Origin of the sequence: Rhizobium sp. BK316 (assembly GCF_014193695.1) — a bacterium.
Taxonomy (GTDB): Bacteria; Pseudomonadota; Alphaproteobacteria; order Rhizobiales; family Rhizobiaceae; genus Rhizobium.
In genome coordinates, this window is sequence record NZ_JACHZR010000002.1 from 985219 (window position 1) to 1003514 (window position 18296).

23 protein-coding genes are annotated in these 18296 nt (G+C 61.3%); 12 read left to right on the forward strand and 11 right to left on the reverse strand.

Annotated elements, in window-relative coordinates:
* Positions 1 to 143: 143 nt before the first annotated feature.
* The 3 genes from FHT87_RS13400 to FHT87_RS13410 all read right to left on the reverse strand — a co-directional run bounded on the left by FHT87_RS13400 (position 144) and on the right by FHT87_RS13410 (position 2380).
* Entirely contained in the window at positions 144 to 860 is a 717-nt protein-coding gene (locus FHT87_RS13400) for a hypothetical protein (RefSeq protein ID WP_183802439.1), read from the reverse strand.
* 196 nt (positions 861 to 1056) lie between these two features.
* Complete coding sequence (tam, locus tag FHT87_RS13405; protein ID WP_183802442.1) at positions 1057 to 1827, reverse strand: trans-aconitate 2-methyltransferase; 771 nt, start codon at positions 1825 to 1827, stop codon at positions 1057 to 1059.
* An 88-nt stretch (positions 1828 to 1915) separates the two neighbouring features.
* On the reverse strand, positions 1916 to 2380 hold the full coding sequence (locus tag FHT87_RS13410; RefSeq protein WP_183802445.1) for a cupin domain-containing protein: 465 nt from the start codon (positions 2378 to 2380) through the stop codon (positions 1916 to 1918).
* 286 nt (positions 2381 to 2666) lie between these two features.
* Between FHT87_RS13410 and FHT87_RS13415 the strand changes: the two genes are divergently transcribed.
* Entirely contained in the window at positions 2667 to 3485 is an 819-nt protein-coding gene (locus FHT87_RS13415; protein WP_183802448.1) for a sugar phosphate isomerase/epimerase family protein, read from the forward strand.
* A gap of 43 nt (positions 3486 to 3528) precedes the next feature.
* On the opposite strand, the gene FHT87_RS13420 is transcribed toward FHT87_RS13415, so the two are convergent.
* Both FHT87_RS13420 and FHT87_RS13425 read right to left on the reverse strand, forming a co-directional pair.
* The gene (locus FHT87_RS13420; protein WP_183802451.1) at positions 3529 to 4443 is read right to left on the reverse strand and encodes an adenylate/guanylate cyclase domain-containing protein; all 915 of its coding nucleotides are present in this window, start codon (positions 4441 to 4443) and stop codon (positions 3529 to 3531) included.
* Positions 4444 to 4549: 106 nt separating this feature from the next.
* Positions 4550 to 5590 (reverse strand): zinc-dependent alcohol dehydrogenase family protein, encoded by a 1041-nt coding sequence (locus FHT87_RS13425; RefSeq protein ID WP_183802454.1) that lies wholly within the window; start codon positions 5588 to 5590, stop codon positions 4550 to 4552.
* 251 nt (positions 5591 to 5841) lie between these two features.
* Here FHT87_RS13425 and FHT87_RS13430 point away from each other — a divergent pair, with 251 nt between their 5' ends.
* On the forward strand, positions 5842 to 6729 hold the full coding sequence (locus FHT87_RS13430; RefSeq protein WP_183802457.1) for a branched-chain amino acid aminotransferase: 888 nt from the start codon (positions 5842 to 5844) through the stop codon (positions 6727 to 6729).
* Positions 6730 to 6740: 11 nt separating this feature from the next.
* Here FHT87_RS13430 and FHT87_RS13435 read toward each other — a convergent pair whose 3' ends face one another.
* Positions 6741 to 7967 carry an MFS transporter gene (locus FHT87_RS13435; RefSeq protein WP_183735646.1) on the reverse strand — a complete coding sequence of 409 codons (1227 nt, stop codon included), beginning with the start codon at positions 7965 to 7967 and terminating at the stop codon, positions 6741 to 6743.
* 190 nt (positions 7968 to 8157) lie between these two features.
* On the opposite strand from FHT87_RS13435, the gene FHT87_RS13440 reads away from it, so the two are divergent.
* Complete coding sequence (locus tag FHT87_RS13440) at positions 8158 to 8505, forward strand: nuclear transport factor 2 family protein (protein ID WP_183802460.1); 348 nt, start codon at positions 8158 to 8160, stop codon at positions 8503 to 8505.
* A gap of 38 nt (positions 8506 to 8543) precedes the next feature.
* On the opposite strand, the gene FHT87_RS13445 is transcribed toward FHT87_RS13440, so the two are convergent.
* The 4 genes from FHT87_RS13445 to FHT87_RS31415 all read right to left on the reverse strand — a co-directional run bounded on the left by FHT87_RS13445 (position 8544) and on the right by FHT87_RS31415 (position 12173).
* A complete protein-coding gene (locus tag FHT87_RS13445) occupies positions 8544 to 9275 on the reverse strand; it encodes a sulfite exporter TauE/SafE family protein (protein WP_183802463.1) in 732 nt (243 codons plus the stop codon).
* Positions 9276 to 9333: 58 nt separating this feature from the next.
* Complete coding sequence (locus FHT87_RS13450; protein ID WP_183735649.1) at positions 9334 to 10002, reverse strand: class I SAM-dependent methyltransferase; 669 nt, start codon at positions 10000 to 10002, stop codon at positions 9334 to 9336.
* Positions 10003 to 10135: 133 nt separating this feature from the next.
* Positions 10136 to 11677, reverse strand: a complete 1542-nt coding sequence (locus FHT87_RS13455; RefSeq protein ID WP_246699603.1) for a hypothetical protein — start codon at positions 11675 to 11677, stop codon at positions 10136 to 10138.
* 373 nt (positions 11678 to 12050) lie between these two features.
* A complete protein-coding gene (locus tag FHT87_RS31415) occupies positions 12051 to 12173 on the reverse strand; it encodes a hypothetical protein (RefSeq protein ID WP_281411217.1) in 123 nt (40 codons plus the stop codon).
* Between the two features lie 70 nt (positions 12174 to 12243).
* Between FHT87_RS31415 and FHT87_RS13460 the strand changes: the two genes are divergently transcribed.
* The 7 genes from FHT87_RS13460 (at position 12244) to FHT87_RS13490 (ending at position 16220) form a co-directional block, all read left to right on the forward strand.
* The gene (locus FHT87_RS13460) at positions 12244 to 12846 is read left to right on the forward strand and encodes a superoxide dismutase (RefSeq protein ID WP_183735651.1); all 603 of its coding nucleotides are present in this window, start codon (positions 12244 to 12246) and stop codon (positions 12844 to 12846) included.
* 151 nt (positions 12847 to 12997) lie between these two features.
* Positions 12998 to 13321, forward strand: coding sequence for a metalloregulator ArsR/SmtB family transcription factor (locus tag FHT87_RS13465; protein WP_183735652.1), 324 nt, complete (start codon positions 12998 to 13000; stop codon positions 13319 to 13321).
* Entirely contained in the window at positions 13318 to 13728 is a 411-nt protein-coding gene (locus tag FHT87_RS13470; RefSeq protein ID WP_183735653.1) for an SRPBCC domain-containing protein, read from the forward strand. The genes FHT87_RS13465 and FHT87_RS13470 overlap by 4 nt, the downstream gene beginning before the upstream one ends.
* A gap of 35 nt (positions 13729 to 13763) precedes the next feature.
* Positions 13764 to 13985, forward strand: coding sequence for a hypothetical protein (locus tag FHT87_RS13475; protein WP_183735654.1), 222 nt, complete (start codon positions 13764 to 13766; stop codon positions 13983 to 13985).
* A gap of 77 nt (positions 13986 to 14062) precedes the next feature.
* Positions 14063 to 14908, forward strand: a complete 846-nt coding sequence (locus FHT87_RS13480; protein ID WP_183735655.1) for a metallophosphoesterase — start codon at positions 14063 to 14065, stop codon at positions 14906 to 14908.
* Positions 14909 to 14917: 9 nt separating this feature from the next.
* Entirely contained in the window at positions 14918 to 15064 is a 147-nt protein-coding gene (locus FHT87_RS13485; RefSeq protein ID WP_183735779.1) for a hypothetical protein, read from the forward strand.
* Positions 15065 to 15182: 118 nt separating this feature from the next.
* Positions 15183 to 16220 carry a dienelactone hydrolase gene (locus FHT87_RS13490; RefSeq protein ID WP_246698227.1) on the forward strand — a complete coding sequence of 346 codons (1038 nt, stop codon included), beginning with the start codon at positions 15183 to 15185 and terminating at the stop codon, positions 16218 to 16220.
* 10 nt (positions 16221 to 16230) lie between these two features.
* Here the strand turns inward: FHT87_RS13490 and FHT87_RS13495 are convergent, their stop codons facing one another.
* Positions 16231 to 16932, reverse strand: coding sequence for a YafY family protein (locus tag FHT87_RS13495; RefSeq protein ID WP_183735657.1), 702 nt, complete (start codon positions 16930 to 16932; stop codon positions 16231 to 16233).
* A gap of 126 nt (positions 16933 to 17058) precedes the next feature.
* Between FHT87_RS13495 and FHT87_RS13500 the strand changes: the two genes are divergently transcribed.
* Positions 17059 to 17694, forward strand: coding sequence for a LysE family translocator (locus tag FHT87_RS13500; protein ID WP_183735658.1), 636 nt, complete (start codon positions 17059 to 17061; stop codon positions 17692 to 17694).
* Positions 17695 to 17828: 134 nt separating this feature from the next.
* Positions 17829 to 18272 (forward strand): cytochrome c, encoded by a 444-nt coding sequence (locus FHT87_RS13505; RefSeq protein WP_183735659.1) that lies wholly within the window; start codon positions 17829 to 17831, stop codon positions 18270 to 18272.
* The last annotated feature ends 24 nt before the right edge of the window (positions 18273 to 18296 follow it).

Consider the following 18296-nt stretch of genomic DNA (forward strand, 5'->3'; position numbering starts at 1 on the left):
TCCGCTTTACCGCAAGAGAACCTGCAGCCCAATGATAACAAGCATTTGACAGGGCGGTACGGGTGCGGCGCTATGCCCTGAAAACAGTTCCGGGGCCGAAGCCCCGGAAACGAGCGCCATGAAATCCGTTTCGCAGGAGCAGGTTAGCTGCTCTTGGTCGACTTGTCTGTGCTGCTGTCGGCTGCCGGCGTCTGGGTATTGGACGTGCCCGTGCTCGTATCCGACTTGCCGGCATCCGACGTGGCTGGCTTCGTTTCGGTCTTCACCGGCCAGGTGATGTAATAATTCTGCGTGCCGACCTGCCCGAAATAGACTTCGTTGCCGGTGCCCTTCTCGATGAAACTGCCGTTTTCGCTTCTGACGAGGCGCCCGTGGGAATCGCGCTGCAGATGGTCGCGCAGGAATTCGTTCCAGTCGCTGGTCTCGATTGCGGTGCCCTTCTTCTGGTCGACATCCGCTTCCTTGGGATCGGTGACATCCCAGGCCTTGATCGAAACGCCCTGGGTCGGATCGGTGACTGTCAGCTGGCCCTTCTTGAAGGCGGCAAGCATCGCAGCCTCCTGGCTGCCTTCGCCCTTGGCCTCTGCCGCAGCCGTCATGTTCTGGCGCAGCAGAGCCATGAAGGAGGCAGTGGTGATATCGGTGCTGGCGGTGGTGTTGCCGGAGGTATCCGTCGATCCGGCCTTGCCGGAGTTGATCTTGTCCAGCATGACCGACAGCGCCGAGCGGGACTGCGAGGGAAGGCTGGAATAGTCGTGATCGGTCAAGCTGCCGGAGCTGCTCTCCGAGGAGCCGCCCTTGATCGTCTGCAACGCTATCTGCGCCATTTGCAGCCGGATATTGGAAACAGAAGAAACCATCTCAAAATCTCTTTGTCAGGCCCCGCACGTGGTGGCGCAAAGGCGTTTAATGGATAGCGATCGACGCCGGTAACGTCGCGAAAGCACGTCCGGATTGAGAAATCCCAGGACGAACCGCTACGCTTCAAACTTTGCGTGTGGCTTGCGGAGACCGACAAAGCGCGCCGCCGGCATCAAGGACGTCGGGATTTCCCGGTCAGGCCTTTACGGCCACCATGAAGAGCCGCGGGAACTTGAGCAGAAGCTTACCATCGGCAGCCTTCGGATAGACCCGGTCGATACGTTCGAGATAGTCAGCCAGAAACGCCTCGCGATGCTCTTCGCCGGCATGGTCGAGATAGGGCCGCAGGCCCGTTGCCTTGACCCATTCGACGATTGCCGCGGCACTCTCCATCGGGTGATTGTAGATCGTGTGCCAGATGTCGACGCGGGAGGATTTGGCGATCAGCCGGCTGTAATAGGTGGATGGCGGCGGCAGCACGTTGCGCCGAACGCTCTTCCTCTCAAACGCCGTCTTCCAAGGCCCGGCATGCGCCGTTTCCTCCATCATCAGATGGCTCGGCTCGCCGAGATTGTCAGGCATCTGCACGGCAAGCACGCCGCCCGGCGCCAGCCCGTCCATCAGCCGGTCGAAAATATCGAGATGGTTGGGCAGCCACTGGAAGACGGCATTGGCAAAGAGCAGGTCCGCCGGCTCGGCGGGCTGCCACGTGGAAAGATCGGCCTCCACGAAAGCCGTGCCCGGCAGGCGCTTGCGGGCCGCCTCCAGCATGTTCAGGTCGCTGTCGAGACCCGACACGTTTTGCGCGCCATAGCGGTCGATGATCAGCTCGGTCGAATTGCCCGGCCCGCAGCCGAGATCGACCGCGTGGCGGAGTTCCGTCAGCGGTACCTGCGCCAGCAGGTCGCGCGCCGGGCGGGTACGTTCATCCTCGAATTTCACATATTGGCTGGCTGACCATGCCATCGTCTTGCTCCTGATATCAGGCCACGTCCTCGACGCGGCGGATGATGGGCAGTCTCCGCTGCGCGGCATGCAGAGAAACTGACGGCGCTTACGCCGCCAGGATCGTGATCCCGTGGGCGTTTGCCGCTGCCCGCATGCGCGCCACCGTTTCCGGTGACGGGCTGCCCTGCGGCTGTTCGGTAACGCCCTCGGTCTCGATGAACTCGGCCATGTCGCGGTCAACGATGGCCGAAAAGACCGCGGGGACGGTTCCGTTGTTGGAATAGCCGTGCACCATGAAAGGCGCGATGCTGACGATGTCGCCTGCACTCGCCTGGATCTCTTCCGGCCCGGTATCGGTCAGCCGCCAGATCGTCAGCGTGCCCTCGATGATCCGGAAGACTTCCGGGCTCGCATGCGCGTGCCGGGGCGTCCTGCCGCCGGGCTCGACGGTCACATCGAAGATGTTGAGCCAGTTGCCTGTCAGGCGAGCCCGTCGCTCGACCTTGTCGCCCAGTACGAAGAAGCTTTTTGCTTCCGTTCGGGTATCTGTTTTCACAAATGAGTTGGACATGATGTCTCTTTCTTGTTCTTGCGGGGCGGTCCGATAGACCTTCGCGGCCGTTTTGGCAACCGCCGCAAAATCGGGGAGGGGCGGCAAACATGCGGCTTTTGCATGTTTTCAGGCCCTGGAGCCGATCGCGGACATATCGGTACGAAGCGTCCGCTGCGCAAGTGCGACAGGTTGGCCGCTGCCATTCCTGTAATATCGGCCCTGTAATATCGGCGACACAGAAGAGGCGCATAGAACGCGCCGATCCTTCCCCGCCAATCAGGCATACCATCAGCGGAGCAACCCCATGTCTTCTCTTCCCGTCGTCGGCGCTGCCATGACGATCGACGAACTCGAAAACCATCGCGACTGGCTCTTCGAAAAGTCCCGCGATCTCGAGCTGCAGAGCTTCATAAATGCCGACGTTCTGAACGGCGATTGGACGCCGCGGGCCGAGCGCGCCAGGAAGCTGCTCGACGGCTTCAAGGGCCGCGTCGGCATCCATGGCCCGTTCTGGGGCTTCATCATCGCCTCGCAGGATCCGGATATCCGCTCCGTCGTCTCCCGCCGCCTGATGCAGGGCCTTGATGTCTGCGCCGCGATCGGCGGCACGCACATGGTCGTCCATAGCCCTTACACGACCTGGGGCTACAACAACCTCGACAATAATCCCGGTGAACGCGAGAACATCGTCGACTACTGCCATCAGACGATGCGCGACGCGGTAAAGCGCGCCGAGGAAATCGGCTGCACGATCGTCATCGAAAACATCGAAGACAAGGACCCGCATATCCGCGTGGCACTTGCCGAGAGCTTCAACTCACCGGCCGTCGCCGTTTCGATCGACACCGGCCATGCGCATTACGCCCACGGCTCCACCGGCGCCCCGCCCGTCGACTATTACGTCCATGCCGCCGGCAACCGGCTCGGCCACGTCCACCTGCAGGATGCTGACGGTTATGCCGACCGCCACTGGGCGCTCGGCGAAGGCACCGTCAACTGGCGCGCAATCTTCGTTGCCCTTGCCAAGCTTGAAAGCAATCCGCGCCTCATCATCGAAATCAAGGACAAGTCGAAGATCATCGCCTCGGCCGAATACCTCGCCTCGATCGGCGTCGCTCAATAATAGAAACAGGCGGCGGGACGATATCTCGCCGCCATCCCGAGCCTCAGTCGCGCATCGCCCAGCGAATGCCGGCGGCGACAGAGAGGCCGAGAAGCGGCCATATCGCCCAGAATATCCCATGCCACGTCAGCATGTTGATAACGACAATGCCGACCCCGACAACGGCAAGTGCGGCAATCCGCTGGTCGAACCGGTCCTGCATCCGTACCCATATCATGGCCGCCACGAAGCCGAAGGCAAGCAGCGGCCAGACGGCCCAGAACTCGCCTTCCCAAGTGGCAATATTGATGACGACGAGCATGGCGCCGATGACGGCCAGGATGCCGGCGAGCTTGCGCAGCCGGCCGCGCGGCGGGGGGGCCGGGGCCGGCCTCGGCGCCGGCATTTCGACGGTACGATCCGGAGAGGCTGTCGGCTCCTGCGGCTGAATTCCGATATCGCCGATGCGCACGACATAGCTCGGCACGGCATCGGCGACATTCTTCATCTCCAGTGCTCCCAGAAAGTCGAATCCAACAGCCACCTTGTTGCGCACCTGATCGTAGACGGTATTCGAGATCACGATCCCGCCCGCCGGCGCTGAGGTTTGCAGCCGCGCGGCAATATTGACGCCGTCGCCATAGATATCGTCGCCTTCGACGATGACATCGCCGAGATTGATGCCGATGCGGAAGAGCATGCGCCCGTCCGTGGGCCGCGCCGTATTCTTGCCGGCAAGCTCGTTCTGTACGTCGATCGCCGCACGAACGGCTTCGACGACGCTCGGAAAATCGGCAAGCAGCCCGTCGCCCCAGGTGTTGACCACCCGTCCGCCATGCGAGGCGATGAGGCGGGACATGGCATCGCGATAGTGCTTCAGCATGGCGAGCGTGCCTTCCTCGTCCTCGCCCATCATGCGCGTATAGTCCTGCACATCGGCCGAGAAGATCGTCGTCAGCTTGCGTTGTGTCTCGCTCATGGACTCCCCCATCGCCGCCGGCGGGCCGGCGGCTTCTCCTATCCATAGGTGGGATCGCAATCTCGTATCCGGTAATCCGCCTTGGCGCGAACTGCCTCCCACCGTCCTAGAACTGCGTAATCACGCTGATACCCGTACCCTCGGCCTTGTCGAGCGCCATAAGCGCCGGCACGGCTTCGGCAAGGTTGATGCGCCGGCCGATCAGTTTCTGCGGCGCGATCTTTCCGGCGGCGAGCATCGCGAGCATGGCATCATAGCGCCAGGCCTGCATGCCATGGCTGCCATAGATTTCCAGCTCGTGGCCGATCACCTGCGCCATCGGGATCTGCGGCGTCGAATGCTCGCCGAGCATCAAGCCCACCTGCACATGCCGGCCGCGCCGGCGCAGGTTCTTGATCGAATTGAAGCAGGTGACGGGATGGCCGAGCGCATCGATCGAGACATGCGCGCCGCCCTTGGTAATCTCGCGCACGGCTTCAGCCACGTCGGCAACCGAGGAGGCATTGATCGTGGCCACCGCCCCGCATTCACGCGCAAAGGCAAGTTTCTCCTCGGAAATATCGACGGCGATCGCATTGGCGCCAAGCGCGCTGGCGATCATGATCGCCGAAAGCCCCACACCGCCGCAGCCATGCACCGCGATCCATTCGCCGGGGCCGGTGCGCGCCTGATCGGCAACCGCACGGAAAGAGGTGGCGAAGCGGCAGCCGAGGCTTGCTGCTGTCGCGTCGTCCACGCTCTCGGGCAGATGCACCAGATTGGTATCGGCGTAATCGATGGCGACATATTCGGCAAACGAGCCCCAATGGGTGAAGCCCGGCTGGAACTGGTTGGGGCAGACCTGCTGGTTGCCGGAATGGCATTCGGCGCAATGGCCGCAGCCGGAAACGAAAGGCACGGTCACGCGGTCGCCGACCTTGAAACGCACCACGCCCTTGCCGGTTGCCACGATCTGGCCGGCAAGTTCGTGTCCCGGCACATGCGGCAGGCGGATATCCGGGTCATGCCCCATCCAGCCGTGCCAGTCGCTGCGGCAAAGCCCGGTTGCGCCGATCTTGATGACCACGCCATCTTCCGAAGGCGTCGGGTCCGGCACGGTGCGGATCTCAGGCGCCTGTTCGAAGGCTTCGTAATACATGGCTTTCATCTGTTCATCTCCTGGACCGGCATGCGTTTTCCGTCTGCCATGATGGCATGCGGCAGTGGCATCCATCCAGTCGGCTTTCGATCATTTTCTTTTATGGACCCATCGTTTTAGCACCAGGACACGCGCATCAATATTTCAATCGTAACGCGGTCTTCGGCATTTTCTTGCTTCGATGTTTCAACCGTCAATTTGCGCTTGACCGTACCCGGCATGGAGGATTTTGCTTTGCCGACTTCACAAGGAGAGCCGCAATGCCCGTCGATACGTCACCCCGCACGACCACCTGGACCTATGTCGACGGAGAGTGGATCGCCGGCAATCCGCCGCTGATCGGGCCGACCTCGCACGCCATGTGGCTCGGCTCCACCGTCTTTGACGGCGCCCGCTGGTTCGATGGCATTGCACCCGATCTCGACCTGCATTGCCAGCGCATCAACCGCTCTGCCGTTGCCATGGGCCTGAAGCCGGTCAAGACGGCCGAAGAGATCGAGGCGCTCGCCTGGGAAGGTGTCAAGAAATTCGACGGCAAGACGCCGATCTACATCAAGCCGATGTATTGGGGCGAGCACGGCTCGGCAGGCAGTGTCGTGACCGTTGACGGCGAATCCACCCGTTTTGCGCTCTGCCTGTTCGAAGCGGCAATGGGCGGCCACGGCGGCTCTTCGCTCACCGTTTCGCCCTATCGTCGCCCGACTCCGGAAACCGCGACGACGGACGCCAAGGCAGGCTCGCTCTATCCGAACAGTGGCCGGGCGATCGCCGAAGCAAGAAGCCGCGGCTTTGACAATGCCCTGATGCGCGACATGAACGGCAACGTGGCCGAAACCGCTTCCTCGAACGTCTTCATGGTCAAGGACGGCGTGGTCCTCACGCCGGTCGCCAACCGCACGTTCCTTGCCGGCATCACCCGCCAGCGCGTCATCGTCCTCTTACGCAAGGCCGGCTTCGACGTGCGCGAAGCGACACTGTCGGTCGAGGATTTCATGGGCGCCGACGAGATCTTCACGAGCGGCAACTATTCCAAGGTTGTCGGCGTCAACAGGCTCGACGGCCATAATTTTCAGGAAGGCCCGGTCACCCGCAAGGCGCTGGAGCTCTATATGGACTGGGCCTATGGCCGCTCGGCGAGTGACGAGTAAAAGCCTGAGCCTCAGGCTTCCTCCTTCGTTCGCACCAGCCATGTGAAGGCTGCGCCCGCGAGCAGCAGAACGCAGGTGCCGAGAAAGACCGCCGGCATGCCGATATGCCCGCCGACGAAGCCGCCGAGAACAGGTCCCGCGACCTGGCCCACATACTGCGACGAGATGGAAAGGCCGAGGATACTGCCGGCAGCGCTGTCGGGCACACTATGCCTGATGACGGCGGCGATGCAGGGCAGGAGGCCGCCGAGCGCGACGCCCATCAGGAAGCGTAGAACGATGAGCTGCCAGGAGGCAGTGACGAAGGCCTGCGGGATGAGCAACAGGCCGGCGACCGCCAGCGCCCCGGCAATGACAGGCCAGTGGCCGATCCGGTCGGCAAGCTTGCCGAGCCGCGAGGCCGAGAGAATGCTGCCGAGCGCTGCCGCCGACATGACGATACCGGCTACCATCGTCACCTGACCCTGATCGGGCACGAGCTGTGCCACATAGACGGTGATGATCGGCTCGATCGACATATTGGCGAGCATCAGCAGCAGGCCAGTTGCGAGCATGGCCACCACAGGTCCCTTGTCGGGAATGGATTTCCAGCCGCCGGATGCCTTGGCCGCCTGTTTGCGGGCCGCCGATTTCTCCTCCTTGATGAGGAAGGTGGTGGCGAGGAAGGCGAGAAAGATCATGCCGCCGGCGGCCAGAAACGTGCCACGGATGCCGATGATGGGCGGCAGTGCCCCGCCGATCAACGGGCCGACGAGATTGCCGGCCATGATGCCCGACGACAGCACGCCGAGCGCCCAGGCGGACCGGTCTTTCGGGGTCTCTGTTGCCACCAGCACCATTGAGCCCGAGGCATAGCCGCCCGCCAGGCCGACGAAGAGACGCAGCGCCACGAGCTGCCAGACGCTGCCGGCCATGCCCATCAGCGAGATGGCGATGGTCATGCCGAGGCTGGCGCGCACCAGCATCAGCTTGCGCCCATAGATGTCGCCGAGCCGGCCCCAGAGCGGCGCGACGCATGCGGCGGCAAAGAAGGTCGCGCCATAGGCGATGCCCGACCACTGCACGATAGCCGCATGGTCGCTCACGCCGAGCTCTTCCACATAGAGCGGAAGGAAGGGAAGAAGCAGCGTCATCGCCACGATGGTCGTGAACGAACCGAGCAGCGAGATGACGAGATTGCGTTTCCAGTAGGCGGAGCCGGGCATCGCCTTTGCGGCATCCCATTGGGTATCGGTCATTGCGGATCTTCTTCGGTACAGTCTGGCCGCGGCCAAGATGAGGCGATCCTCACTTTACGCATCACCCCAAAGGCTGCCAAGGACGGATTCCGCCCAATCAGACCTGCCGGCAAAGGGAAAAGCCACTTGAAAGTCGCAATCTCGCCTCTAACTGATTGCAAGATGCAATCGGTAATAGGGAGAAGCAGACATGAGCAATAGGGATGAACACCGCGCCCGGATGCTGCGCGATCTCTACGCAGCCTATATCGATCACCGCAAGGATATCGTCGGCGCGATGCTGACGGATGATTTCACTTTTTCCAGTCCGCAGGACGATCACATCGACCGCGCGACCTATTTCGAGCGTTGCTGGCCGAACGAGCCGGCGCTGAATGCCTTCGACATCGAGTTCCTGTCGGTTCAGGGTGATGAGGCGGTCGTGCGTTACCGCGCCGAAATGGCTGGCGGCAAGGCCTTCCGCAACATGGAGAGCTTTCGCTTCGCTGGCGACCGGATAGCATCCGTCGATGTCTATTTCGGCCGCAACACGGCCTGAAGCATGTCAAGCGAATCTGAAAGATCGCGCCACGCTCTTCAGAAGAATCGCATGGCCGAAGTCGTAATGATGACGAGCGAAACCGCGATCATCAACGGTTTCATCGGCAGCCGCTTGACGAGGATCGCGCCGAAGGGGGCGGCGATCACGCCGCCGATGATCAGCCCGACCGCCGAGCCGAGCTCCGACCAGCCGAGCGTCAGCACGAAGGTGATCGAAATAATCAGCGTGACCGCGAATTCGGTGAAGCTGGTCGAGCCGATCACTCGCTTCGGATCGTGACCGCGGCCGACGAGCGAGCTGGTGACGATCGGTCCCCATCCGCCGCCGCCGACCGCATCCAGCACGCCGCCGCAAAGCCCGACGGGTGGCACCATCCAGTCGCGGACGTCGCGCTTGCGCGTCGGGTGGAAGGCTTTCCAGAGAATGATGAGGCCAATAGCGATCAGATAGGCTGAGACGAAGGGCTCGATCACCTTGCCGTCGACACTTGCAAGCAGGAAGGCGCCGACCGCCCCGCCGATCATGCCGGCGGGTGCAAGCCGCGCCACGAGCTTCCAGTCGACATTGCGGTGCCAGACATGGGAAATGCCCGACGCTGCCGTCGTGAACATTTCCGTCACATGGGTCATGGCGCTGGCATTGGCGACCGGCACGCCGAGCGCCAGCAGGCTGGTCGTGGACAGCACGCCGAAGGCCATGCCGAGAGCGCCATCGACGATCTGGGCGCAGAAACCGACGACGATGAAGAGGAAAAAATCCGTGATCATGAAAATCCCTGACGAGCGAAGATCCTGATGCAAACACGTTAAGGGTGAAAAAAGCTCCTCAAACATTCGGCGAGCGCCGCTTGAGGCGGATGACCTTGAAGAAGCCGTTTGGGAAAACCGGTAGTATTTCGATCGCATCGAAACCGCTCGCTCGCGCCCAGTCGGTGATCCGACTGATCCGGAAAGACGAGCTCCAGCCGATTCGCCGGGCAAGCGGCGCCACCACCTCCTCGATTGCGCCCTGCAGCCCGATACCATCGCCGAGCTTGCTGGCAAGGATGATCTCGCCGCCCGGCCGCAGAACGCGGGCGCATTCGTCCAGCACCCGTTCCGGATCGGGGATGAGCGTGATGACGAAAGGCAGGCAGACAGCATCGAAAGATTTGTCGTCGAAGGCCAGCGCATGCGCGTCCATCACCTGTAATTGCTGCACATGGAAAAGCTTGTGGCGGGCGATTTTTTCTCGCGCCTTGGCGATCATGTGCTCGGAAATGTCGATTCCCGTCACCCGGCAGCGTCGCGGATAGTGGGAAAGCACCAGCCCTGTGCCGACGCCGATTTCCAGAATGTCGGTGCCGGCGTTAGCAGCGAGCCGCGCCAGCGTGCGGTGCCCGTCGCGCAGGATGCTGCGATAGATCCTGTCATAGACCGGTGCCCAGCGCTGATAGATCTTCTGCTGGTCTTCAGCCTGTTTTTGTACGTGTCCCCGATTTCGAACTTGTTCCATGTGAGCGCCTCCTCCAGACCCTGCCTTCAAACTCGCGAAGGCAGGCTCCGGTTCCGGCGGCACGGCAAAGGACTGTCAGGCGTGTCATTTTGTTTTCGGCGGAAAGTTCTCTTCCCGCCGAAGAGAGCCTGGATCACTCTGCCGGCGGCGTGCGCAGATCGGCTTCGATGGCGGCGAGCTCGTCATTGACGGAGCCGGCGATCATGCCGTTGCGCAGCGACTTGTTGGAAATGTCGATCATCGGCGCGAAGGTGGCAGCCGGCATGCGGACTTCTTCCTTCACGGGCTCTTCGACGGGCAATGCGTCGGCAAGGGTTGGACGATCGCCGCGTGCCACTTCGAGTTGGCCGCTGAGGATCGCGCGTTCGGCGCGAAGCTGGCGGATTTCCGACTTGGCGATTTCCAGGCTCGTCCGCAGCTGGCTGATTTCGTAACGGTCGGTATCGAGGCGCGTATCGAGATCGTGCTTGAAAGCTTCGATCTCGCGGTCGCGCTTGTTGCGCTGGCTTTCGGCCTCGCGCAGCTTCATGACGAGATCGTTGCTGTGAGCCGCAAGCTCGCGGCGGGCCGCTTCGCTTTCCGTGCCGTTGAGGCGCACGCGGTTGATCTCGTCGGTCATCCGCTCCAGTCGCGCCAAAGCCGTGGCAAGCTCGGACTTGGTACGCTTCAGTTCCACGCGGGTGGACTGCAACTCTTCGTCCGTCATCTTGTTGCGGCTGTTGGCGGTCGACAGCAGCTTCTCGACGAGTTCAGACTTGGAACCGATTGCTTCGTGCTTGGTGCGCAGGTTGGCGATCTCCAGCGTCGAAGAGGTTTCCAGCGTCTCGAATTCAGCTTCCAGGCGGCGATAACGCTCCTCGGAAGCGGTGAGATCTTGCTTCATGTTGGAAACGGAGGACTGCAGGCCGCGTGCCAGCGCCTCATGCTCCGAAAGATTGGTCCTGAGGTGGCTGCGCTCTTCATTGAGGCGGGCGATTTCGCGAAGCTGGATGCTGTTTTCCCGGCGCGAGCTTTCGGCCAGCAGCTGATGGGCCGTGGTTTCCAGCTCCAGCTTCTCGCGGGTGCTCGCCAGCTCGCGGCTGCGCGCGTCAAGGTCCTGCTGCGTGCGGCGAAGCTGCGAGGAAACCTCGTCGAATTGCAGCGCCCGGTCGCGAATCTCGCGCTCGGCATCGATCAGCCGCGCCTCGACGACGGTGAATTCCTCCCGCGCCAGCTCATGCACGCCTTGCAGCTTCACCAGTTCTTCGCGGTAAGTGCCGGCCTCGACACGAAGCTGGCTGCTGTCGAGCTTCAGTTCCTTGTTGTCGATCACGAGACGCTGGTTTTCCTGATCGGCCTTGCGCCGCGCATTGCTCTCATAGTCGAGCAGAGAGCTCAAACGCGAACATTCCGCTCTCAGCGCACCTGTTTCATTGAGCGAGTGGCTGTGTGCGCCGAGCAGCGAGGAAACCCGCTCCTGCAACGACGTCAGGCTGACCAGCAGCTCTTCCGAAGACTGCTTGTTCTCCTCGATCGCTGTGCCGAAAGCCTGGAAATCGTCGACTTCCGAAACGCTGTACTGCACCGGCGGCTTGTCCACGAGGACAGTCTGTTCGGTGACGGACAACGTCTGGCGATGGCTGGATACTCTCAAACCCGGCTTGGCGGGTTCTTCATTACGACGAAAAAAGCTCATGACCATCACACGCCCCGAAGTTGATGTCAGAAGTCCCTGAAATGATTTATGCTATGCTAATTAAGTTAATCCTGTCGAAGGTTGTGCTAAAACTCTTCGATGGCCATAGGTTGCATCTAAGCCGCGCTGCTCATCGCCTGTCAAAAGCGCCCAAAAGAAATTAACAGATTTTTATTGAAATTCCGGTGGCCGCCCCTACAGCGCCGCGCGTCTTTTCAGACGCGCAAAGGACGCTGTGGCATTTTGAATTATGCAGTAAGCGCAGTGAGCGGGACGCGAGCAGGGCTCATTTTACGTGTGTGGTTCAAGGGAAATGCGGGTTTGGCAGGGGAGGGGATTTTATTTCTTTCTATGCCATCTTCCCGTCTTGCAGTCATACCAGCTTCATATCCGCAAAGCGCGGCACGGCCTGTGATTTGCGCTTTTGGAGAGAGCCCGTTGCGAGAGGCAATTTTTCCTCGAAGTCGTTGTTTTTTGATAATTCGCCGGTTGCCACTCCGTGCTTCCCCTCCTATGTTCCGCCTCACCTGCCGATGACGCAATCTATTGCCAAGAGGAGATCTGTTATGGCTTTCGAATTGCCTGAACTTCCCTATGACTACGACGCCCTTGCGCCCTTCATGTCGAAGGAGACGCTGGAGTTTCACCACGACAAGCACCACAAGGCTTACGTCGACAACGGCAACAAGCTTGCAGCGGAAGCTGGTCTGGCCGATCTCTCCCTGGAAGAGGTCGTCAAGAAGTCCTTCGGCACCAATGCCGGCCTCTTCAACAACGCGGCCCAGCACTACAACCACATCCATTTCTGGAAGTGGATGAAGAAGGGCGGCGGCGGCAACAAGCTGCCGGGCAAGCTCGAAGCTGCCTTCACGTCCGACCTCGGTGGCTATGACAAGTTCAAGGCCGATTTCGCCGCTGCCGGCGCCACCCAGTTCGGCTCCGGCTGGGCCTGGGTCTCCGTCAAGAACGGCAAGCTCGAAATCTCCAAGACCCCGAACGGCGAAAACCCGCTCGTTCATGGCGCCACCCCGATCCTCGGCGTCGACGTCTGGGAGCATTCCTACTACATCGACTACCGCAACCTCCGCCCGAAGTACCTTGAAGCCTTCATCGACAGCCTGATCAACTGGGACTACGTCCTGGAACGCTACGAAGCGGCTACGAAGTAAGCACTTCTAAAGCTTTGGTTTTTGAGCACCCGGCGCCACCAGGCGCCGGGTGTTTTCATTTCTGCTGAAACAAATGACTTCGAAGGCCGCTTGACTCATTCATACCCGTATGGCTATAAGTCAATCCATAGCCAATCAGGTATGAATTCTAATGTCGAATGTTCAGGACGCACTTTTCCGGGCGCTTGCCGATCCGACCCGACGCGCCATCTTCGAACGTCTGTGCCGCGAAGGCGAGAAGACGGTCGGCGTTCTGACGGCCGGGGCAGGGGTTTCCCAGCCGGTCGTCTCGAAGCATCTGGCGGTGCTGAAGACCGCCGGCCTGGTGCGCGACCGCCATGAGGGTCGCCAGACGCATTACAGCGCCGAGATCAAGGCTCTGGCCCCTCTGGCGGACTGGACGACGGAGATGGCCGGCTTCTGGGAAGGCCGGTTCGACGCTCTGGAAGATTTGCTCAAAAGGATGGACCAATGAACGAAACCGCAACTGAGATCCGCTCCGTCATCGTCGAGCGGGAGATTGCTTTCCCGCCGGAGAAAATCTGGCGTGCGCTGACGCAGCCGCAACTGATTGAGGAGTGGCTGATGAAGAGTGACTTCAAGCCTGTGCGCGATCACAATTTCAAGTTCACCGCCGAATGGGGCTCCGTCGATTGCCGGGTGCTGGAGATCGAGCCGAACAGGACGCTCTCCTACACATGGGATGCCTATGGCCTCGAAAGCACCGTCACCTGGACGCTGACCCCTGCGGGAGCAGGCACGCGTCTGCGCATGGAACAGGCCGGTTTCCGCCCGGATCAGGAACAGGCCTATCAGGGTGCCAAGTTCGGCTGGCAGCGGTTCGTCGACAATCTGCAGGAAGTTCTGGGGCGCGAAGACTGAGATAAAGACTTCGGCCTGTTGAGGAGGAAATAGCATTGAACTGGAACAAGTCTATCCGCCAGCTTCACCGTTGGCTGTCGATCATCTTCACGCTGACGGTCATAGCCAATTTCGCCACCATGGCCTTCGGCACGCCGCCGGCCTGGGTGGTCTATTCGCCGCTGCCGCCGCTTTTCCTGCTGCTCTTCAGTGGCCTCTATATGTTCGCATTGCCCTATTTCACCGGTCGCCGCGAGCAGGTATCGGCGGCAGGATAGGGAATGCGGGTTCCGCTAGAACCGCGGTTGGCCGCACCGTCACATCGCTGTCATCCGCGGTCTCTACATCACGCCGCATGTCATCAGCCGATCTTCCCCTTTTCCGCTTCGGCGTCATCGCCGATCCGCAATATGCCGCCATCGAACCGCAGGTCGAAATGGGGCGCTATTATGCCAACAGCCTCGCCAAGGTCGCTGCCGCGATCGAGACCTTCAATGGCGAGGAACTGAGCTTCGTCATGACGCTCGGCGATATCATCGACCGCGATTTCAAGAGCTTCGACGATATCCTGCCGGTCTATGAAACGCTGCGCCACGAGGCATATTTCCTGCTCGGCAATCACGATTTCGGTGTCGCCCCCGAACATCTGGAAAAGGTTGCCGAACGGGTCGGCATGCCGGCGCCCTATTACAGTTTCCAACGCCACGCTTTCCGTTTCATCGTGCTCAACGGCAACGAGGTCAGCACATTCGCGCCGCCGGAAGGCCATGCCTTCCGTGCGCTCGGCCGCGAACGTCTGGCGACTCTGCTGGCCGCAGGCGCCGATAACGCCCATGAGTGGAACGCATCGCTGAGCGACGAGCAGTTCGGCTGGCTGTCTGGCGAAATCGAAGCGGCGAAGGCTGCGGATGAGAAGGTGATCGTCATGAATCACTTCCCCGTTCATCCGCCCTGCGAGCATGACATGTGGGACCGCGAGCGCGTCGTCGAACTGCTGTCCTCGCAGGACAATGTCGTTGCCTATCTCAACGGCCATAACCATGTCGGCAATTACGGCAAGGTCGGCTTCTGCCACTTCGTTAATTTCAAGGGCGTGGTCGATACCGAGAGCGAAAACACCTTCGCCATCATCGACGTCTATACGGATCGCATGGCGATCCGCGGTTTCGGTCGCGAAGACAGCCGCACGCTATCCTACTAAGCGACCTCTGTGGCGATCGACGCGGGCTGTGCCCGATGCTCCAGCGCATCCTTCTTCGCTGACGTGCCGAACATGCGCGCATATTCGCGGCTGACGGAAGCCAATCGCTGGGTCAACGCCCAGCGCATCGAGGTCTCCGGCGGCATGGCGCTCTGAATTGCTTCCCGGAACGCGATCGAGGACGCTCTCGATCGCGTTCCGGGTCTCTATTTTCCACGTTTCGGGCGAGATGCGGCTGCACTGATGATGGTGCAGCCACGAAATGAGGCCTGAAATGAGATTGCTTTCCCTCCTGCTTGCCGCCGGTCTTCTGGCGGCAAGTTCCGTTTTTGCGGCAGATCCGGTCGGCACGCGCACGATCGAACTTCCAGCGCCTGCACGCAGTGCGACGCTTCAGATGATGATCTGGTATCCGACCGGTAGCGCCGGAACACCGGTGCCGCCCAGCAGGGACAAGGTGTTCATGGAAACACCCGCGCTGAAGGATGCCCCGATCGCTGAGGGCTCCTTTCCGCTTGTCCTGATTTCGCATGGGTCCGGCGGCAGCATCGGCAATCTGGACTGGCTTGCGATACGGCTTGCAGCGGCCGGCTTCATCGTCGCCGGTCCCAATCACCCCGGCACGACGCGCGGAGATTCGACGCCGCCCGACACAACGAAATTATGGCAGCGGAGCGCCGATCTGTCCGACGTACTGACGGCACTGTCCGCCGATCCCGCCTGGGCGCCGCATATCGACCGAAAACATGTCGGCGCGCTCGGCTTTTCTCTCGGCGGGCATACGGTGATGGCAGTCGCCGGCGTGCGTGCCGATCGCGAGGCCTACGCCCGTTACTGCGATGAAGAAAAGACCATGGCTGACTGCGTCTGGTTTGCAAGCGGCAAGGTCGATCTGCGCGGCACGGACAAGCACTTGTTCGAGCAGTCGAACCGTGACCCGCGCATTCGTTCCGTCGTCGCGATCGACCCTTCCGTCGTGCGGGCATTCACGAGCGAGAGCCTTCGCTCCATCGATATCCCCGTTCACATCATCAATATCGGCCGGCCGGAAACCATCCCCATAGCGGTCAGATCAGACGATATCGCAGCCGAAATACCTGGTGCCGATTATCAGACCGTCGATGGCGCGGTACACTTGAGCTTCCTTGCCGAATGCCGTCCCGATGCACCGGACTTCCTGAAAAGCATCGGCGAGACCGACCCGATCTGCGAGGATGCGCCGGGAAAACCGAGAACGCGGGCGGAGATCCATGTGCAGATGGCGGCGATGATCGAGGCCGCCTTCCTCGCCGATTTCGCGCGCAAGGAGTAGCCGCGGCGGTTCAGGCATTCGCCGCGACTGGCCTTTCGGTCCAGCTCTCGGTCCACAGCGTGCGCAGGCCGTCGCCTTCGCCCTTGAAGAAGACGTCGGCTTCGGCACAGGCCTCCACCCGGTCGCCGCGGAAATTGCGGATCGCCTGCCTGAGTTCGCACCAGGCAACGATATTGGCCGTCTGGGAATAATAGATCAGCGCGATCGGGCGGATCATCCGTTCGGTCGCGCGTCCCATTTCGTCGCGATAGCTGAGGATTAGCTTGCGCTCGTCGCGGATCGCCCGCCGCACGATGGCAAGGTCCACGCCTGCGGGCGGCGGGGCGATCGTGCCCCAGGCAAACAACGCCTTGTTTTCCATCGCCTGCCGCAGCGGCGGCGGCACGGCACCGGCAAGTTTCTGGTTGACGCGCCGTGCCGCGAGCTTCAGTTCCTCGTCGCCGGTGCGCTCCAGGAGCGCCAGCGACAGCACGATCGCTTCCGTCTCTTCGATCGAAAACATCAGCGGCGGCAGATCGAAGCCCGGCCGCATGATATAGCCGATACCGCGCCCGCCCTCGATCGGCACGCGCATCGCCTGCAGGGCAGCGATATCGCGGTAGATCGAGCGCACCGTCACCTCCAGCCTCTCGGCCATGGTGGCCGCCGTCATCGGCTGCTTCGCCAGCCGCAATATCTGGATGATCTCGAAAAGCCTGGAGGCCTTGCGCATCTATCGTCCTTTCTCCCACGCTCCTGACAATACACTGTCAGTTGGCCTGCCGTATAGAGATGCCTATCGATTTGAAATGAATGCACTTCCAGAAAAAGTGCAGGAAAATACGGACGGACAACTGACATGGACTATCACGAAAGCCTCTGGCTCTACTTCACCCTTCTTTTCGGCATCATCATCGTGCCGGGCATGGATATGCTTTTCGTGCTCGCCAATGCGCTGACCGGCGGCACCAGACGCGGGTTGGCCGCCACCAGCGGCATCATGCTGGGCGGGGCGGTGCATTCGGCCTATGGCGCGGCGGGCGTCGGCATCCTCGTCGCCATGCTGCCCGGTGTCTTCAACCTGCTGCTCTTTGCCGGCGTCGGCTATATGATCTGGATCGGCATCTCGCTGATGAAGAGCTCGATCAAGGTTGAGGCGGTCGGCCCCGGCACGGCGCGTTCCACTTGGAAGGCGTTCCGGCAGGGGGCGGTCACCTGCCTCGTCAATCCCAAGGCCTATATCTTCGTGCTCGCCGTCTACCCGCAATTCATAAAGCCGGAATATGGGCCGATCTGGCTGCAGGGTCTGATCATGGGCATCATGACCGTGCTGACGCAGCTTGCCGTCTACGGCACGCTCGCCATGACCGCCGGCCGCAGCCGTGATCTCCTAGTTTCCAACCCGAATACGACTGCCGTCATCGGCCGTCTTGCCGGTCTGCTGCTGGTCGTCATCTCCGCGATCAGCCTTTGGCAAGGGTGGAAGACGGCCTGAGCCAGCTCGTTCCTATCACATTGTTTTTATGAGGATCCGGCCAAACGTGACTATGCGGCCACATGGATTTTGTCATGATCCCGGTGCAGATTGCCCTCGGCCGGCTTCGCCGGTGGAACATTGGAGAGAGAATCATGAATTGGAAATCAGTAGCGGCGGCTGTGGCGTTCGCCGGCATTGCCATCGCTTCGGCCATGGCCGCCGACGGCACGCATGACGCGCGCATTGGAATGATGAAACAGATCGGTGGCGCAGCAGGCTCGCTGTCCGCCATCGCCAAGGGCACGAAGCCCTATGATGCGGATGCCGTCAAGGCGGCGCTGACGACGATCGCCACCACGGCGAAAGCCTTCCCGGACCAGTTCAAGCCGGGCACCGAGACGGGCGACCCGGAAGCGAGCCCGAAGATCTGGGAAAACATGGATGACTTCAAGGCACGCGCCGCGAAACTATCTACCGACGCCGAAACCGTGCTTGCCCAGCTTCCGGCCGATGCTGCCGGCGTCGGCGCGGCGCTGAACACCGTCGGCGGCAATTGCGGTGGCTGTCATCAGCTCTATCGCATCAAGAAGGACTAGGCGATAGAGCTATTCGCGCATGAT

Bases quoted from the DNA above. Each gene is read 5' to 3' on its own strand.
- FHT87_RS13505 (WP_183735659.1), top strand. From the start codon at position 17,829: ATGAATTGGAAATCAGTAGCGGCGGCTGTGGCGTTCGCCGGCATTGCC.
- FHT87_RS13400 (WP_183802439.1), bottom strand. From the start codon at position 860: ATGGTTTCTTCTGTTTCCAATATCCGGCTGCAAATGGCGCAGATAGCG.
- FHT87_RS13495 (WP_183735657.1), bottom strand. From the start codon at position 16,932: ATGCGCAAGGCCTCCAGGCTTTTCGAGATCATCCAGATATTGCGGCTG.
- FHT87_RS13410 (WP_183802445.1), bottom strand. From the start codon at position 2,380: ATGTCCAACTCATTTGTGAAAACAGATACCCGAACGGAAGCAAAAAGC.
- FHT87_RS13435 (WP_183735646.1), bottom strand. From the start codon at position 7,967: ATGACCGATACCCAATGGGATGCCGCAAAGGCGATGCCCGGCTCCGCC.
- tam (WP_183802442.1), bottom strand. From the start codon at position 1,827: ATGGCATGGTCAGCCAGCCAATATGTGAAATTCGAGGATGAACGTACC.
- FHT87_RS13500 (WP_183735658.1), top strand. From the start codon at position 17,059: ATGGACTATCACGAAAGCCTCTGGCTCTACTTCACCCTTCTTTTCGGC.
- FHT87_RS13455 (WP_246699603.1), bottom strand. From the start codon at position 11,677: ATGAGCTTTTTTCGTCGTAATGAAGAACCCGCCAAGCCGGGTTTGAGA.
- FHT87_RS13480 (WP_183735655.1), top strand. From the start codon at position 14,063: ATGTCATCAGCCGATCTTCCCCTTTTCCGCTTCGGCGTCATCGCCGAT.
- FHT87_RS13470 (WP_183735653.1), top strand. From the start codon at position 13,318: ATGAACGAAACCGCAACTGAGATCCGCTCCGTCATCGTCGAGCGGGAG.
- FHT87_RS13490 (WP_246698227.1), top strand. From the start codon at position 15,183: ATGAGATTGCTTTCCCTCCTGCTTGCCGCCGGTCTTCTGGCGGCAAGT.
- FHT87_RS13440 (WP_183802460.1), top strand. From the start codon at position 8,158: ATGAGCAATAGGGATGAACACCGCGCCCGGATGCTGCGCGATCTCTAC.
- FHT87_RS13445 (WP_183802463.1), bottom strand. From the start codon at position 9,275: ATGATCACGGATTTTTTCCTCTTCATCGTCGTCGGTTTCTGCGCCCAG.
- FHT87_RS13420 (WP_183802451.1), bottom strand. From the start codon at position 4,443: ATGAGCGAGACACAACGCAAGCTGACGACGATCTTCTCGGCCGATGTG.
- FHT87_RS13425 (WP_183802454.1), bottom strand. From the start codon at position 5,590: ATGAAAGCCATGTATTACGAAGCCTTCGAACAGGCGCCTGAGATCCGC.
- FHT87_RS13460 (WP_183735651.1), top strand. From the start codon at position 12,244: ATGGCTTTCGAATTGCCTGAACTTCCCTATGACTACGACGCCCTTGCG.
- FHT87_RS13415 (WP_183802448.1), top strand. From the start codon at position 2,667: ATGTCTTCTCTTCCCGTCGTCGGCGCTGCCATGACGATCGACGAACTC.
- FHT87_RS13450 (WP_183735649.1), bottom strand. From the start codon at position 10,002: ATGGAACAAGTTCGAAATCGGGGACACGTACAAAAACAGGCTGAAGAC.
- FHT87_RS13465 (WP_183735652.1), top strand. From the start codon at position 12,998: ATGTCGAATGTTCAGGACGCACTTTTCCGGGCGCTTGCCGATCCGACC.
- FHT87_RS13430 (WP_183802457.1), top strand. From the start codon at position 5,842: ATGCCCGTCGATACGTCACCCCGCACGACCACCTGGACCTATGTCGAC.